This window comes from Streptomyces sp. NPDC048461 (genome assembly GCF_055587105.1).
On record NZ_JBVJGW010000002.1, the window covers coordinates 369,668 to 385,753 of the forward strand.

Sequence of the window (16,086 nt, forward strand, 5' to 3'; positions counted from 1 at the left end):
CGGGGAGGGGAGAAGCGTGGAGATCACCAGCGCCACACGGCCCGGACGCGGTCACGACCGTTCCGCGGAACTCGTTCTCACAGGCGGGCACTTCGCCGTTCTCCTGGACGTGGGCGGTGCGGCGCCGTACGAGGGTGAGGGAGGGGGAGAGGGGCCGTCCGGCCCCGCGCACCGGGTGCCCGGCCGCGTCGGCCGCTGCGGCGGCGAACACGACATCGACGCCGGCGGCGCGGCCCGCGCACTCGGTGGCCGGCTCGCCGACGGTCTGCTCCGGCATGAGCAGGCCCCGCTGTCCCTCCTGCTGCGCGAGGCCCTCCGGGACCTGCCCGTGGAGCGCCGGACCCCCGCGCGGGTCCTGGTGCCCTCCCCGCCGCCGGGTCCCCCCGGCGAGCCTCCCGCCACGGCGGTCGCCATCCTCCGCGAGCGGGGCGACTTCCTGGACCTGCTGGTGCTGGGGGACGCGGCCGTGGTGCTCCAGTTCCCCGACCGCACCGTCAACGTCGTGAGAGGAGGCCCCCGGACGCCCCTGGCCCGTCCGCAGGCGGCCGGTCGGACCGTCGGGGGCAGCCTGGCCTCGCGCGACGTGCGCCGGGCCTGCCTCCTGACGGGCGCCGCGCACCAGCTGGCCGCCCGGTCGGCCGCGGGCTGGCCCCGCCTCCTGGACCGGCTGGCCGAGGCGGGCCCCGGCGCCCTGGTCGCGGGGACCCCGTACGCCTCGGCCACGGTGGCCCTGTGCACCCCGGGCCCGGCCCGCGGCTGATCCGCCGGGCCGGCCGCCGAAGCGCCGCTCCCCCCACCACCGACCGGGGCGGACCTCCTCCACCTCGCCGCTGACGCGCCGCCGGCTTCCGCCGACCCGCGCCCCCGCCGTGGCCGACGGCCCCGCATCCGCGGTGATCCACGTACCGCACGGGCGGTGCACGCGCACCGCGCCTTCCCTGAGCCCCTCGCCCTGGCCCTCGGCCCTGCGCCCTGCGCCCTTGCCCTCAGCCCTGCGCCCGCCACCCCCGCCCTTTGCCCCTGCCCGCTCCCTTCACCGAGGTGACCACGTTGTCCCAGCTCACCGTGTCCTTCTCCGGTCTGGCCGCCCGCAGCGGCCCCCTCTCCTTCGGCCACGCCAACATCGTCCGCGCCATCACCGTCGACGAGGACCCGACCCGGCTCAATCTGGCGATGGTGTTCGACGCGCCGGTCGCGTCGGACGCCGACAGCGGGCTCGACCGGGTCGCCGCCCAGGTGCGCACCCTCGTGGAGCGGCACGAGGCGCTGCGCACCACCTATCCGCCGGCGACGCCTCCCGTCCAGCAGGTCGCGGGGGAGGGGGAACTCGGCATCGAGCTCGTCGAGACCGCCGGGGACCCGCTGGAGACGGCCGAGCGCACGGCCCGGCGACTGCGCTCCCGGCCGTTCGCCCTGGCGGCCGAACTGCCCTTCCGTGCCGCGGTCGTCACCGCCGGCGGCGTACCCCGCCACCTGGTCTGGGTGGTCACCCACGCGGCCATGGACGTCGCCGCCTGCGAGACCCTGCACGCCGAGTGGACCGCGCTCTCGGCGGGCCGGGCGCTGCCTCCGGAGGGCATGCAGCCCATCGACGTGGTCGCCCTGGAGCAGAGCGCCACCATCTCCCGCCTCGGTGCGGGTGCCGTGCGCTACTGGCGCGCCCAGCTGGAGCGCGTACCGCAGGCGATGTTCACCACGCCGCACGACGCACCGGCCAAGACCTCCTGGCTGCACGCCGGGCTCGCGATCCGCTCCAGCACCGTTCCCGACCACCTGCGGGCCGTCGCCGAGCGGACCGGGTCCAGCCCCTCCGCCGTCGCGCTGGCGGCGCTCGTCACCCTGATCGCGCACCGCACGGGCCACCGCACCGTGGTCACCACGTCCCTGTCGGGCAACCGGGTGGTGCGCGCCCTGCGGGGCTTCTTCGGCTCGCTGGCGCAGGACGCACTGCTGCCCGTCGCCTTCGCCGGGACCCGGGACGGGACCGCAGGCACGGTCACCGGTACGGACACGGACGCGGACGCCGGCGACGGCACGGGCTCCGGCGCCGCCGCAGCGGGCTCCGACGCGCTGGAGAGCTTCGACGCCGTGGTGCGCCGGGTCCGTTCCGCCGCCCTCCCCGCCTACCGCAGCAGTTGGTTCGACCCCACCGCCGTCTGGCAGGTGATCAACGGCGTCAGCGGCGAGCGGGGCATCTCCTTCGCCCGTGACCTCGTCTTCAACGACATGAGCGCCCTGGCCACCGCGGCGGGCTCCCCCGACCAGTCCGCCCTCGGCCGGCTCCCCGCCGTGTGGATCCCCGGCCACCAGCCCCCGCCGGAGGAGGATCCCGAACTGGGCGGCTCGCTCACCTGGCTGCCCGCCGAGGACATCCCCTGCCGGTTCTTCGCCTGCCTCTACCGGATGGACGAGGAGTTCGAGCTCACCCTCTGGGTCGACCCGCAGACCCTAGACAAGGACGAAGCCGAGGAGTTCGGACGCGGCCTGCTGCGGCTGCTGCGGTCCGCCGCCGAGCGGGACGTGCCGCTGACCGACGTGCCCGGCCTCGGCGGCCCCGCTCCCGTCCCCCGCGGCGAGGGCTGGCTGCTCAGCGACCACTCCTGGATCGAGACCGCCGCCGTACGGGCCCTGATGGCGGAGGTGATGGGCGACGCCCCCCACCTGGTCGTCGCCGAACCCGACGAGGACAGGGGCCACCGCCTGGTGTGCCACCTCACCGTCCCGGCCAGCCCCGAAGCCGTCCACGAGCGCACCCTGCTCGCCCTGCCCGGCCGGGTCACCGCTCTGGCGCCGCACCACTACGTCGTCCACCCGGCCGCCCCCGAGTCCGGCCCGGACGATCCCGCCGCCTGGGCCGCCCTGCCCGTCACCGCCGCATCCTCCGGCCGCCCCCAAGGACGTGACCACGCGTGAGCACCGAGACAGACTTCCGCGCCGACGACACCCCCGGCGTCCCGCCCACCGGGCCGGCGGCCGGCCCGAAGACCGCGGCACCGCTGTGGACCGTCAACTTCCGCCTCTACTTCGGAGCCCGTACCAGCTCCCTGCTCGGCGACGCGATGCTTCCCGTCGCCCTCTCCGTCGGACTGCTCGACGCCGGATACGGCACCGCCGGCGTGGGCTACGCCCTCGGCGCCTGGATGGGCGCCCTCGCCCTGTGCATGCTCTTCGGCGGGGTCCTGGCCGACCGGTTCACGCCGCGCCGGATGATGGTCCTCGCGGACCTGGCCCGGCTGGCGTTCCAGTCCGCCATGGCCCTCATGTTCCTGACCGGACACACCTCGCTCTGGGCGATCGTCCTGCTGCAGGCCCTCAGCGGCGCCGCGACCGCCCTCTTCCAGCCCGGCGTGGCCAGCATGGTCCCCCAGGTCTCGACCGACGTCCAGCGCGCCAACGGGGTGCTGCGCATCGCCGAATCGAGCGCCGGCGTCCTCGGCCCGGCCCTGGCCGGCGTACTCGTCGGCTTCTCCGGCGCCGGCGTGGTCTTCGTCATCTACGCCGCCACCTACGCCGTCAGCGCGGGCTGCCTCTTCGGGCTCCGCCTCGCCACCGCCGAACCGGCCGGGGGCGACTCCTTCCTGCGCCAGCTCGCCACCGGCTGGAACGAGTTCCGCGCCCGTACCTGGCTGTGGGGGGTCATCACCACCTTCCTCCTCTACGGATGCTTCGTGGCCGGGCTCTCCCTGCCGGTCGGCGCGGACCTGGTCGTCGGTGAACTCGGCTCCACCGGGCTCGGCATCGGCATGGCGGCCCTCGGCGCGGGCGGTGTGATCGGCGGGCTGCTGGCGATCAAGATCCGCCCCTCCCGGCCCCTGGCCGTCGGCTCCGTCGGCTGGGCCCTGTTCGCCCTGTTCCCCGTCGTCACGGCGATGCGCCCGGGCATCGTCCTGCTCTGCGTCGTCTGGGGGGTGGCCGGAGCCGGCCTCGCCCTGTGGTCCGTCATCTGGGCCACCACGGTGCAGACCCAGATCCCCGCCGAACTCCTGAACCGCGTCTACGCCTACGACGTGGCCGGGTCCCTCGTCTCGATGGCCCTCGGCCGCTCCCTGGCCGGTCCGCTCTCCTCCCTCACCGGCCAGCGGCCGCTGATGGTGTTCGCCACCCTGCTCGGCCTGCTCTGCAGCGCACTGCTGCTCGCCGTACCCGCCATCCGGCGGCTGCGTGCCGTACCGACCGGCACGCCGGCCGCCGAGGACAGCACGAGGAGTTGATGATCATGGACACCACCGCCGCTCGGAGCCTGCTCGTCGAGCCCGGGCCGGACGGCCGCGTGGACGAGTTCGCCGTCCAGGTCTACGAGCACGCGCTCGGCCGCGGGGCCGTCACCCCCGAGGCCCTGGTCCGCGAACTGGACGCGTCCCGGCGCCGCGTGGACGAGGCCGTCGGCGTGCTGCGCGGGCTCCGGCTGGTCAAGGACGCCGCTGGCACGCGGGGTGAGCTCGTCGCGGTCGACACCGAGGCCGCCCAGGTCGAGCTGTTGGTCCCGCTGGAGCAGGCCATCCACGACAACCGTCGCCAGCTGGCGGGGGTCAAGGGCCAACTGCACTCCTTCATGGAGGCGTTCAACAGCAACCGCCGTGACCGGCCACGGGGCGAGAGCGTGGTGGTCACCGACGATCCGGAGGAGATCCGGCTGCGGCTGATCGACGCCGCACGCCAGTGCACCGGCGAGATCCTGCTGATGCAGCCCTGCGCGGCCCAGGAGCCCACCGAGCTGCGGCACGCCCACCCCGTGATCATGGAGGCACTGCGCCGCGGAGTGCGCGCCCGGGCGCTCTACCCCCACACGGCGCGCGGGGACGCCGCCACCCGGGCCCGGGTGGGAGCCCTGACCGAGGCGGGCGGCGAGGTGCGCACCTCACGGGAGATCCACGGACGCTTCCTCGCCTTCGACCGCAAGGTGGCGTTCGTGCCCGCCGACAGCGAGGCGGGGGTCGCGATCGTCTACGAGCCCAGCGTCGCCACGTTCCTGGGCAGCATCCACGACCTGGTGTGGCAGTCGGCGTTCCGTCTGGAGCCCGGCACCGTCGGCTACGCCGAGACCCTCGACGACCTGCGGTCCACCATCCTGGAGCTGTTGGCCTCCGGCATCAAGGACGAGGTCGTCGCCCGCCGGATCGGCATGTCCGACCGCTCCTTCCGCCGCCACGTCGCCGCCATCATGCAGGACCTGGCCGCGGACAGCCGGTTCCAGGCGGGGGTCAGGGCCGCCCAGGCCGGACTGGTGGGCTCCGCCCAGGGGCGGCGGGAGCGGCAGGAACCGCGTCCGCACTCCCTGTTCACGATGGAGAAGCCCGCATGAGCCGCTACGCCCAGCTCGCCTACACGCCCCGGGTCCGCGCGGTCCAGCACGAGATGGGCAGCGGCCACGCGGCGGGACGCCGGCTCGCCGTCCCGGCGGACGGACCCGACCCGCTGACCGGGGACGAGGCCGCCTTCATCACCGGCCTGGACGGCTTCCTCATCGCCACCGCGGGCGAAACGGGCTGGCCCTACGTCCAGTTCCGCGGGGGCCCGCCCGGTTTCGTCCACGTCCTGGACGCGACGACGATCGGCTTCGCCGACGTCGGCGGCAACCGCCAGTACATCACCACCGGCAACCTGCGCGGCAGCGCCAAGGCGGCGCTGTTCTTCATCGACCACGCGCGCCGCACCCGGCTCAAGCTCTACGGCCACGCGTCCGCGATCCCCGTGGACCAGGCCCCCGAGAACCTCGTCCGGCAGGTCTCCTCGACCCGTACGGAAGGCCGGGTGGAGCGGCTCGTCACCGTGGAGGTCGAGGGGTGGGACTGGAACTGCCCGCGCCACATCACCCCGCGCTTCAGCGAGCCGGAGCTGGCCGCGGCACTCTCCCCGATCCGGGCCCGGCTCGCGGATCTGGAGCAGGAGAACACGGCCCTGAGGGCCGAACTCGCCGCGCTGCGCGGAGAGTGAGCGCGTGCGGGGGCCCGCCGGGAGTCTTCCCGGCGGGCCCCCGCACGCGTGCGACTGCTGTGGCTGTGTCTGTGGCTGTGGCCGGACTAGGGCTGCGCTCAGGGCGTCCGGCGCTGCGCCAGGAGCCAGTCGTAGACCTCGGGGTTGTCGTAGGTCCGCGTCCACGAGTCGTGGCCCACCCCCGGATAGCGGGTGTAGCGGACGTCGTTGCCGCGCTCGCGCAGCGCGGCAACGACCTTGTCGGTGTGGGCGACCGGGATGTTGAGGTCGTCCTCGCCGTGGAAGGCCCACACGGGCAGGGCGCCGATCCGGTCGGCTGCCTCGGGCATCCACGACCCGCAGATCGGGACCGCCGCCGCGAAGCGCTCGGGGTAGCGGGCGGTGATCGCCCAGGTCCCGGCTCCGCCCATGCTCAGCCCGGTGACGTAGGTGCGGTCCGGGTCCGTGCGGTACCGCACGGAGACCTCTTCGAGGAGCGCGCGTACGCCGCTGATCTCCGGGGCCCAGGTGCTGTAGGCCGGGCACTGCGGCGCCACCACGACGAACGGCAGCTCGGCGCCCTGCGCCAGCTGCTTGACCGGTCCGTGCGCGACGAGGTCCATGGGGTCGTCGCCGCGCTCGGAGGCGCCGTGCAGGAACAGCAGCAACGGCCACTTCGCGGCCTCGTCCTCGCGGTAGCCGGACGGCAGGTGCAGCAGGTACGGGAGGCTGTTCCCGGTGTCGTCGACTTTGAATACGTGGGACTGCAGAACTGTGGTCACACACACCTGCCTCGAATGGTGGGGCGAAATTTCAGGCCTCAGCATCCCGCTCCCGACCTGCCCTGTCAATGAAAGCGATGGGGCTCCGGAGTCATTCAGTCCGATTCTTCCGCGTCGGTGTCCGCAAAACTTCCCCTACCGAAGACCCGGCGCGCCGGCTACACCATAAGGGCAGGTCAGCAGGGGTATCTTGGTCGGCCAAGGGAGCCTCGCCGCTGTAGCCCCGCTATGGCCGACCCCATACCCGCCCGGACTAGAATTCCTCGTAAATTGCCGCCCGTCGAATTGTGCACGCTGTGACAATCGCGCTGCCCGCATTGGTCGGCACACGCATCGATTTGCTGAGGGTGAACGAATTGGAAACGCAATCCGGCAGTCCCTTCGGAGTCGACGCCCGCGCCGGCCTGGACGTCGTCGTCTTCGACGGCGGCCTCGGTGACCGGTACGTCGTCGAGGCCGAGGCCCGCTACCGCGCGGCCTTCCCCGGGGCGAAGGTCACGCACACCGCCGTCCCCGACATCCGGGCCGCGCTCCAGCCCCGCTTCGACGCGGGCACGCCGCCCGACCTCCTCGACAACACGGGTCCGGAGTCCCTGCCGACGGCCGCGCTCGCCGCGTCCGGGGCCCTGACGGACCTGCGGCCCCTGCTCGCCGCGCCCTCCGCCGACGACCCGGCCCTCACGGTCGGGGAGACGCTGATCGACGGCGTCGCGCAGAAGGGCCGGTTCGGCGGCGAGGAGGTGTGGGCCCTGAACTACGCCTACTCCGCCTTCGGCCTCTGGTACTCGGAAGACCTTCTGGAACGGCACGGCTGGAGCGTGCCGAGAACCTGGGACGAGATGCTGGCGCTGTGCGCGGCCGCCGCGAAGGAGGGCATCGCCGGCTGGACCTACCCGGGCCGGTACCCCTTCTACCTGCAGTGGACCCTGTACCCCTTCATCGCGAAGATCGGCGGCCCCGACGTACTGAAGGCGATAGAGAACCTGGAGCCGCAGGCCTGGCGTCAGCCGGCCGTCCGGCAGGCCTTCGAGGCCTACCACGAGCTCACCGCGAAGGGCTACGTCCTGCCCGGCACGCCCGAGCTCGACCACACCGCGTCGCAGACCGCGTGGACGGAGGGCAAGGCACTGTTCATCCCCAACGGCACCTGGGTGGAGAAGGAGGCGGCGGCAACGACCCCGCCGGGCTTCCGCATGGCGGTGACCCCGCCCCCCGGCCTCGACTCCGGTGACGCGATGCCGTTCGAGACCATCTGGGCCCAGGTCGGCGAGGCCTACGTCGTCCCGCGGAACTCGGCCAACCCCGCGGGCGGCATGGAACTCCTGCGCCTGATGCTGACCAAGGAGTCCGCCCGCGACTTCTCCCGCACCTCGTCCTCCCTGACCACGGTCCGCGGCGCGGCCGAGGGCGTGGACCTCCCGCCCGGCCTCGCGTCGGCGAGCGCCATGGCCGCGGCGGCCGGCGCCCACACCGTCGCGCCGCGCACCGACTGGTACCAGACCCTCAACCGCGAGGTGATCGCGGGACTGATCGGCGAGATGATGGCAGGCCGCCTCGCTCCGGCGGAGACCCTCACCCGGATCCAACGAGCCGCCGACGCCACCGCCCAGGACCCCACGGTCCCCAAGTACCGCCACGCCTGACCGCCTTCACTCTCCGAAGGAACCGCCTCGGTTGCTCCAAGGAGCCGGCTGCAGTCAGTCGCGCTTCTTGAAGATGATGTACAGGCTGACGCAGACGACTGCCATCAGCAGGATCGCCCAATCGAGTTCCGGCATGATCTCGAAGCCCATGCCGTAGATGGTTGCTAGGGGTGTGGGTGCGAAGAGGATGGTGGCTCACGAGGAGATCTTCTTAAAGCCGCCACCCTCACGCCGCGGACCTGCGGAAAGCGCCAGAAGGGGTACCCTGACCTGCGGTGATCTTCCTTTCCGGCCCTTACGCCGCGCTATCCATCTATGCGGCCGATCCTCCCCAACCGTTCCCCGGTGGGGCTCCATTCTCCCCAGATTCTCCCCAGCGGGGTTGTCCTTGAAGGATGAGTGCCGCTGGTCGGGACCGCTCTGCGTGTCATGCCAGGCTACGTGGCTTAGTGGTCTGGAGGCAGGATTAGGACGACCTGGCGGTGCATGAGGTTGGGCGCGGCGGCCCCTTCACAGGAAGAACAGTCCCTCCGGGATGCCGCCCGCGACTACCGTCGTTCAGGGTAGGACAGGCCAAGCAACATGAAGGTCCTTGGGTGGTCAGCGATGTTGCCGACGAAGAGGCGGACGGCCCGGTTCGGGGCGACCTGGCGCTCGTACCAGCGCTCGCGCAGTCTCTCGCGGATGTCGGCTTCACCGTACTTGCGCAGGCACTTCCGGTAGGTCTCGCTGGCTTCCCAGTACCGGAGGGCCATGTCGTGGCCGGGGCAGGCGTTGTCCGTTGTCCGCGCAGCGGAAGGTATAGCGGAATTCCAGAGGTACGGTACCCACTCCAGGCGGTGGAGGTCCTGGTCCAAAAGGTCCGTCTGATCGGTCATGGCGGCTTTGGAAGCGGGCCAAGGGCCGACGGCGGCGAGCCGGAAGCCCGTGATCTCAGCCGGACGGAAGACGCCGAGTGAGGTGCGGTTGGCCTCTCATAGTCGCGTTTGATGGCGCACAGTGAGGGGGGCGACCAGCGGCTCCGCGTGTGCGTATCGCTGGCGCTAGCCGTCGCAGGACGGTATTCGATCGAGCACCCTGGGGGTGTCGAGGTTCGGACGCATCCGGGCGCCAGGCGCCCGGATGCGTCCGGGCGTCAAGCTACTTGGCGAACTGCGCCTCCTCGGATAGCAGCCGAAAGGGGACCTGGACGAGTCATATGTGCTGTGGTTTGCCCGTGGCGATCCGATGAACATCCATCCTTGGCGCGTGACTCCGTCCCGACCTTGCGGCCTGGACGCCTCCCGACGAGCACAGGAACGGGCGGCATGCACCCGAAGAGACGGCCGGCGGGTGCAACGCATACGTCACTGCCTCGGCCCGGTCAGGGCCGGGATTGAAGCCCTGTGTGGGTAACTGGTGCACGTGCCGTTCATCCCCGGCCGGGCTGCTCGCCAGGCGTCGGTGATGTAGCTCTCTCCCATGTCCCACCACCCCTGGGTCACTCCGTGATCGAGTAGCCGACGGACTTGCACGAGGTCGCCTTCGGCGGCACGTCGAGAGCGACGACGCTGGTCGAGTGCGTTGACTCGGATGCTATGGAGGTCAAGGCCCATCTGCGGGAGCCCAGTTGGTGCTAGTTTGCCTACGCAGCCCCAGTGGGACTACGACTCTACTTCTTCCCAGTCTCGAGGTGATCGGTGAATCGCGCGGCCGTCGAACCTTTCCGTCGGATGGAAGGCTTATACGCACGGAGACCGCCAGAGGTTTCCCGGAGCGTGCAGGAGAGCCTCTCTGCTCTGGACTTCGAGATGCGCTTCCTGGCCCTCTTGGCCGTTTCAACCGTGCGGGCGTCCGGCCTCCCCCACGTCAACATCGGCAGGTCGCCTGGGCTCGGAGAGTGGATCTCGTTACTTCGCGACTTGCGGGCCCGTCTGCGTGGCACCGATCCCGGCTCTCCGGGACAGCGCATCACCCAGGCCATTACCGAGGCGCTGGACCTGTACGACGAGGGAATCCCCAAGGCTCCTCAGGAGCTCAGGGCGACAAAGAACCTCCGTGACCACGTCAGCCATGGAGGTGCTATTCCGGACGGTCTGTCTCCCGTCGTGGACGCCCTCGTGCGAGCGATCTCGGACGTCATCGCCAAGTGCTTGTCTGACGCCGTGGTCACGCTCACGGACGACGGAAGCCAGGAGCTGCGCCCCGTGGTGGCCTGGGGCAGCGCTGGCGTATCTCTGTGGCCGTTCATTTATACGAGGCCGGATGACAGCTGGTACGTGTACGCCCGATTCACTGGAAACCAGCCCGACTATCTCGCCTTTGGCGCGGCGAATTACCGATCTCATCCTAGCAGTACGGAAATTATCGACACTTTGAGTCTGCTGGTCAAACCGAAGAGACAACCGGAAGATCTCCGTGAGGTCTTCCGCGCTGAGGTGGAGGTCGATCTCAAGGCCTTCGCCGACGTCGTCGGTACGCCACCCCAGCACTTCGATCACCCCCAGGGTTTCGGCTACGAGTGGGGCAAGTCCGTCAGTGAGGGCACCCAGCTGCGCAGGGACTATTTCCGCGTCGGTCCCGATGGCCATGAGTGGCGGTCCGAGCAGGGCTGGGTGCCGTATAGGGCGTACCTGCGCAAACTGGCCAACTGGCCCATCGTGGCTAGTCGTCTGCGTCACAAAATGGAGGAGGCGGAGCGGCAGCTCGCCCGGGAGGAAAGCGATCAGCTCGGCTGGCAAGCGGATGTCGGAAGCCACCGGGAGGCTCATGTCGAGGTGACAGAGTACGACGGGGGCAACCCGCGGAAGAAGACGTTCTCTCAACTCATCGACGACGTCGATGCGGATCTCGGGGTCGAGACCGGCCAGACCCAGGTCTTCTTCGTCAATGGCGAGGCGGGCATCGGCAAGACCCGGGCAATGGTCAAGGCTGCCCTGAACCGGTCTCGGGAAGTGGAGCGGCACGAGGAAGACAAGCCGCTGTTTCTCTACGTCAAGTCAACGGGGCGTGTTCTTGACGACTTGGACGCGGCCGTCAACCACGCAGTCGCGCTCACTCAGAACCTCACCGCGGAACGTGTCAAGGTCCTCTGTGGGAAAGGGCTCATCGCACTTCTTATCGATGGTTTCGATGAACTCCTGGGCGGAGCGGCGTATAGCGACGCGATTGACTCGCTACAGGACTGGCTCAACGCTTTGGGTGGGCGGGGAGTGCTCGTTGTCTCGGCGCGTTCTTCCTACTACCTGACCCAGTACCGGTCGAGCGTGCAACGGGCAAGCAAGGCTATAAGTGCGTCGGTCCGGCACAGTATCGCCCAGGTGCTGCGGTGGACTCCGGCGGAGATCGTGTCGTTCCTTGGGGACTACGGTGTACCTGCCGCCCGCTTCGAGCGCCTGCCAACCGGAGACCGGGAGCTCCTGGGGCTCCCCTTCTTCACCCGGGCCTTCGCCGAAATGTGCAGGGCGGGCGACTACGAAGAGTCGAACACGGAGGGCCCTACATTCACGGAAAGGCTCCTGAACCACTATCTGGCGCGGGAGGAGCGAAAACTCTCCTACCAGGTGGACAGCGCGTCAGCACTCCTGAACCGAGACGAACTGCGACGCACCTTCGAGCACGTAGTCGAGATCATGGTGGACGGTCGGGAACGGGAGATTGACTCCAGCGACCTGGAGTTCGCCGCTGCCACCGCCCTGGATATCGATGACCTGGACGATCGTGAGGGCCTTCGTGAAAGACTCCAGGTGCTGTGCGGCCTGGCCACAGACTCGGCGACGCGTGGGCCGACTAGGTTCAGATTCCAGCACGAGGTCTTCTTCGACAACTTCCTGGCCGGTATTGTCGTGCGTCATCTTCGGGCGGGTCGTGTCTCCGCCTTCCAGAGGCTGTTAAGCAGGTCAGAATGGCGCACGGGCACGGTGAGCGGCGTGGTGGCAGCAGTGGACGCTAGCCTGCTCATCGACGCCCTGGCAGGCGTCCGGCTGCCCGCCCTTCAGTCCAGTGCGGCTTCCCGTGACACCGTTGCCACCAATTTGGGTGCCATGTGGGCCGAAATTGTCCGCAAGACTGCCGAGATGCCTGACCGGCCGATTGTCGATGCCGCGTTCGCTGGCCCGCTCGATCTCAGTCACACCTTGGTGGGCAATGCCTCTCTGGTCAACTGCCAGCTGGAATCACTTACCCTGCCCGCGGGTACCGGCTGGAAGCTCCAGCTTGACCACACGAGAGTCAAGAAGATCACGGCGGGCGCGGATCAAACGGACCTGTCAGGGCTGCGGGGGGTGCGTCATGCGGACCTCGTGGAACTCCTCTTTCGGCCAAGTCTTTTCTTCTATCGCCGCCCGGACATTCTCGAGGCACTGAATACGCGGGGCGTAGGGGTCATCGATGCACCGCAGACATCCAGTGCCGTCGTACCAGCACGCATGGAAGCAGCTCGCCACTACCTGAAGAACCTAGTGGAGTACTCGTCCTCGACACTGATCCTCAAGGACAACCACCAACCAGACGACAGTCGGCTGAAGTGGACCCAGGAGTACCCGGATGAGTGGAAGCCTTTCGTTGACAGGCTGACCAAGGCCAACCTTGCCCGACCCGAGAAGTTCTCCGCGAAGGGCTCCAGGAAGATCAAATTGAGGTTGCAGTTCGGTGCCGCCAACATCCTTGATGAGAATTCCGACGTCTTGCAGATCCAAGCGTTCTGGGCGGCTGTGAAGGGTTGACCCGATGAGGGGACCCGCTCACGTATCGCACGCCAGCTCGAACCCAGCTCTGAAAACACCATCACATCCGGGGCAGAGAGGGATTTACCTTCCTCCGTGCGTTGTCAGCGTAATCACCTTGTCGGCTGATCCTCGCAAGGGCCTTCTTGCGTGAATCGCTGCGAGCGACTGGCTCTCGCTGCCAGCAGAAAGGCGGGAGTGGTAGTGGCCTGGCGGGAGGAACCGGGGGCAGCGGATGTTGGATCCGCCGGCGGGGTGGGGCCGTTGCGGTTCGGGCTGTGCCACAACGTCAAGGTGGCTTCAGGAGGGGTTGCCAACAGGGCTCGCTGGTTGCCTGGAGCGGATCGTCTCTGGCCTTCCTCGGTTTGCCAGAAGTGGCAACGGTTTCGGCAGGGACTGCTTGAGTGATCCTGATCGTGATGGCGTTGTTCGGCCGCGCGCCACATTCCCATCCTCGGCCCCGTCAAGCCGGGCCCCTGAGGGCCGGCGTAGCTGTGAACGTGTGCGCTGTGGGGAGCCGGTCGATGTTGTCAGCTCGATGCCTACAGCCAGTCGCGCTTCTTGAAGATGAGGTACAGGCTGACGCAGACGACCGCCATCAGCAGGATCGCGAAGGGGTAGCCGCCCGCCCACTTCAACTCCGGCATGATCTCGAAGTTCATGCCGTAGATGGTTCCCACCAGGGTGGGGGCGAAGAGGATGGCGGCCCACGAGGAGATCTTCTTGATCTCCTCGTTCTGTTCGAAGCCGGCTTCGGCCAGGGCGCGCATTTCGGCGTTCTGTTGTTGGGAGACCAGGGTCGCGTTCACCGTGAGGATCTCCGTCAGGGCCTGGCGGAAGCCGTCGACGCGTTCGCTGGTGTGCGTGACGTGGTCCGCCACGTCGCGGAGGTAGCGCTGGAGTTCCTCGTCCGTGCCGTACTTCGCGAAGCCCGCCATCAGGCTGTGGAGCATGCCGACCAGGGGGCGGGTCGCGCGCTGGAACTCGACCGTTTCGCGGGAGAGTTCGTAGATGCGGCGGGACACCGCCGGGTCGCCGCGGAAGACCTCCGTCTCGATCTCGTCGATGTCCGTCTGGACCCCCTCGACGACCGGGGCGTAGCCGTCCACCACCGCGTCGAGGATGGCGTACAGGGCGGCCTCCGGGCCCAGGGAGAGGAGTTCCGGGGTCTCCTCCATGCGGCGGCGGACGCGGGAGAGGTCGGGGGCGGCGCCGTGGCGGACGGTGATCAGGAAGTCCGGGCCGACGAAGACGTGCAGTTCGCCGAACTCGACCTCCTCCTGGGCGTCGAGGTAGCGGGCGGCCCGCAGGACGACGAAGAGGGTGCTGCCGTAGCGCTCCAGCTTGGGGCGCTGGTGGGCCTCCAGCGCGTCCTCGACGGCGAGCTCGTGGAGGTTGAACTCGGCGGCCAGAGAGTGGAGTTCGGGTTCGGTCGGGCGGTGCAGGCCGATCCAGGCCATCCCCTCGGGCTCCTCGCGTAGCCGGCGGAAGGTGTCGGCCAGGGTGGCGGGGGAGGCGATCCGGCGGCCGTCGCGGTAGACGGCCGAGTCGACCACGCTCCTGTGGTCCGCCGACTGGGCGCCCGGCGGCGCCGGCCGGGGATCCGCCGGCGGGTCTGCCGGGGGTGTGGCGGGCGGTGAGGCGGGGCGGCGCCAGCCCGTGCGCTTGGCTTCGGAGGGCGTCGGGCGGTGGTCTGGGCGCTCCGGCATCGCAGGTCGACTTCCGGTCGAACGTGTGTTTACGGGCAATGTGCAGGATATCCGGCAGAGGTCGCCATTCGGGTCTTCACGGTGCGTTCTTCTCCTTCTCAGTCCTCCTCCGTCCTCCTCCGTCTCCGGGTTCCCGCCCTCCGTCCCGCATCCAGAGTTGCGGACACCACCTGTCCGCAACGCGCACTAGCGTGAGGGCATGGCCTCCAGGACGACGCACCCCGTACTCGACACTCGCGCACTGAACCGTGCCACGCTGGCCCGCCAGCTGCTGCTGACCCGCGCCGAGATGTCTGCCGCGGACGCGATCGGCCACCTCCTCGGGCTCCAGGCGCAGAACGTCAAGCCCCCCTACTTCCAGCTCCACGCCCGCCTCGCCGGCTTCCGCCCCGCCGAGCTCGCCGGGCTGATGGAGTCCCGGGAAGCGGTCCGGATCGTCACCATGCGCTCCACCATCCACACGCACACCGCGCTCGACGCGCTCACGCTGCGGCCCCTCGTCCAGCCCGCCCGGGACCGGGAGGTGGCCTACTTCCGCACCGGCCTCGTCGGCGTCGACCTCGACTCCCTCGCCGCGCGCTCCCGGGAGTTCGTCGAGGCCGAACCCCGCACCATGGGGGAGATCCGCGGGGAACTGCTCACGCACTGGCCGGACGCCGACCCGCAGTCACTGGCCGTCGCCGCCCGCTGCCTCCTGCCGCTGGTCCAGGTCACCCCCCGCGGGGTGTGGGGGCGCAGCGGCCAGGTCCGGCTCACCACCGTCGAGAGCTGGCTCGGGAAGCCCGCCGCCCCGGCGCAGCCCGTGGACGAGGCCGTGCGGCGCTACCTCGCCGCCTTCGGGCCCGCCTCCGTCAAGGACATGCAGCTCTGGGCCGGCCTGACCCGCCTGAAGCCGGCCTTCGAACGGCTGCGGCCGGAACTGGCCGTCTTCCAGGACGAGAACGGCGTGGAGCTGTTCGACCTGCCCGGCGCCCCCCGCCCCGACCCCGCCACCCCGGCGCCGCCCCGCTTCCTCCCCGAGTTCGACAACCTCCTCCTCTCGCACGCCGACCGCTCCCGCGTCGTCACCCCCGAGGCCAAGGGGCGTACGTGGACCGGCAACCAGGCCCACCGCACCCTGCTCGTCGACGGTTTCCTCGCCGGACTGTGGACCATGCACGGTCACGCCGTGACCGTCGAGCTCTTCCGCACGGTCACGGCCGCGGAGAAGAAGGCGATCACCGCCGAGGTGGAGCTGCTCGTCGCCGACCTGGGCGAAGTCGCGGACGGGGCCACCGCCTCCGTGCGCTTCGGGTCAATCCACGGCTGACGCCGCTCTGGTGCCCCGTACGGCGAA

Annotated in this window: 11 protein-coding genes and 1 pseudogene; 8 read left to right on the plus strand and 4 right to left on the minus strand. The window is 69.9% G+C overall.

Translation table 11 applies throughout. From position 1 onward, the window contains the following. The first annotated feature begins 16 nt into the window (after window positions 1-16). The 5 genes from ACZ6S8_RS04530 (at window position 17) to ACZ6S8_RS04550 (ending at window position 5,934) form a co-directional block, all read left to right on the plus strand. A complete protein-coding gene (locus tag ACZ6S8_RS04530; protein ID WP_469452402.1) occupies window positions 17-760 on the plus strand; it encodes a hypothetical protein in 744 nt (247 codons plus the stop codon). 281 nt (window positions 761-1,041) lie between these two features. Next, on the plus strand, window positions 1,042-2,913 hold the full coding sequence (locus ACZ6S8_RS04535; protein ID WP_469452404.1) for a condensation domain-containing protein: 1,872 nt from the start codon (window positions 1,042-1,044) through the stop codon (window positions 2,911-2,913). Beyond that, window positions 2,910-4,211 (plus strand): MFS transporter, encoded by a 1,302-nt coding sequence (locus tag ACZ6S8_RS04540; protein ID WP_469452406.1) that lies wholly within the window; start codon window positions 2,910-2,912, stop codon window positions 4,209-4,211. Before ACZ6S8_RS04535 ends, ACZ6S8_RS04540 begins: the two co-directional genes overlap by 4 nt. A 5-nt stretch (window positions 4,212-4,216) precedes the next feature. Next, complete coding sequence (locus ACZ6S8_RS04545) at window positions 4,217-5,302, plus strand: LuxR family transcriptional regulator (protein WP_469452408.1); 1,086 nt, start codon at window positions 4,217-4,219, stop codon at window positions 5,300-5,302. Beyond that, window positions 5,299-5,934 (plus strand): pyridoxamine 5'-phosphate oxidase family protein, encoded by a 636-nt coding sequence (locus ACZ6S8_RS04550; RefSeq protein WP_469452409.1) that lies wholly within the window; start codon window positions 5,299-5,301, stop codon window positions 5,932-5,934. The genes ACZ6S8_RS04545 and ACZ6S8_RS04550 overlap by 4 nt, the downstream gene beginning before the upstream one ends. A 98-nt stretch (window positions 5,935-6,032) precedes the next feature. Here the strand turns inward: ACZ6S8_RS04550 and ACZ6S8_RS04555 are convergent, their stop codons facing one another. After that, window positions 6,033-6,695, minus strand: coding sequence for a carboxylesterase family protein (locus ACZ6S8_RS04555; protein ID WP_469452410.1), 663 nt, complete (start codon window positions 6,693-6,695; stop codon window positions 6,033-6,035). Between the two features lie 347 nt (window positions 6,696-7,042). Between ACZ6S8_RS04555 and ngcE the strand changes: the two genes are divergently transcribed. Continuing rightward, the gene (gene ngcE / locus ACZ6S8_RS04560; protein ID WP_469452411.1) at window positions 7,043-8,338 is read left to right on the plus strand and encodes an N-acetylglucosamine/diacetylchitobiose ABC transporter substrate-binding protein; all 1,296 of its coding nucleotides are present in this window, start codon (window positions 7,043-7,045) and stop codon (window positions 8,336-8,338) included. A 54-nt stretch (window positions 8,339-8,392) separates the two neighbouring features. Here the strand turns inward: ngcE and ACZ6S8_RS04565 are convergent. Both ACZ6S8_RS04565 and ACZ6S8_RS04570 read right to left on the minus strand, forming a co-directional pair. Beyond that, a pseudogene (locus ACZ6S8_RS04565) lies at window positions 8,393-8,554 on the minus strand (CorA family divalent cation transporter); the annotation flags it as partial. A gap of 332 nt (window positions 8,555-8,886) precedes the next feature. After that, on the minus strand, window positions 8,887-9,216 hold the full coding sequence (locus ACZ6S8_RS04570; RefSeq protein WP_469452412.1) for a hypothetical protein: 330 nt from the start codon (window positions 9,214-9,216) through the stop codon (window positions 8,887-8,889). Window positions 9,217-10,095: 879 nt separating this feature from the next. On the opposite strand from ACZ6S8_RS04570, the gene ACZ6S8_RS04575 reads away from it, so the two are divergent. Beyond that, complete coding sequence (locus ACZ6S8_RS04575; protein ID WP_469452413.1) at window positions 10,096-13,041, plus strand: NACHT domain-containing protein; 2,946 nt, start codon at window positions 10,096-10,098, stop codon at window positions 13,039-13,041. A gap of 542 nt (window positions 13,042-13,583) precedes the next feature. Here the strand turns inward: ACZ6S8_RS04575 and ACZ6S8_RS04580 are convergent. After that, window positions 13,584-14,750 (minus strand): magnesium and cobalt transport protein CorA, encoded by a 1,167-nt coding sequence (locus ACZ6S8_RS04580; RefSeq protein ID WP_469452415.1) that lies wholly within the window; start codon window positions 14,748-14,750, stop codon window positions 13,584-13,586. Window positions 14,751-14,949: 199 nt separating this feature from the next. Here ACZ6S8_RS04580 and ACZ6S8_RS04585 point away from each other — a divergent pair, with 199 nt between their 5' ends. Further along, window positions 14,950-16,059, plus strand: coding sequence for a winged helix DNA-binding domain-containing protein (locus ACZ6S8_RS04585; protein WP_469452417.1), 1,110 nt, complete (start codon window positions 14,950-14,952; stop codon window positions 16,057-16,059). Window positions 16,060-16,086: the final 27 nt, after the last annotated feature.

Coding starts and splice junctions, on each gene's coding strand:
- ACZ6S8_RS04545 (WP_469452408.1), top strand. CDS start 4,217: ATGGACACCACCGCCGCTCGGAGCCTGCTCGTCGAGCCCGGGCCGGAC.
- ACZ6S8_RS04570 (WP_469452412.1), bottom strand. CDS start 9,216: ATGACCGATCAGACGGACCTTTTGGACCAGGACCTCCACCGCCTGGAG.
- ACZ6S8_RS04550 (WP_469452409.1), top strand. CDS start 5,299: ATGAGCCGCTACGCCCAGCTCGCCTACACGCCCCGGGTCCGCGCGGTC.
- ACZ6S8_RS04580 (WP_469452415.1), bottom strand. CDS start 14,750: ATGCCGGAGCGCCCAGACCACCGCCCGACGCCCTCCGAAGCCAAGCGC.
- ACZ6S8_RS04585 (WP_469452417.1), top strand. CDS start 14,950: ATGGCCTCCAGGACGACGCACCCCGTACTCGACACTCGCGCACTGAAC.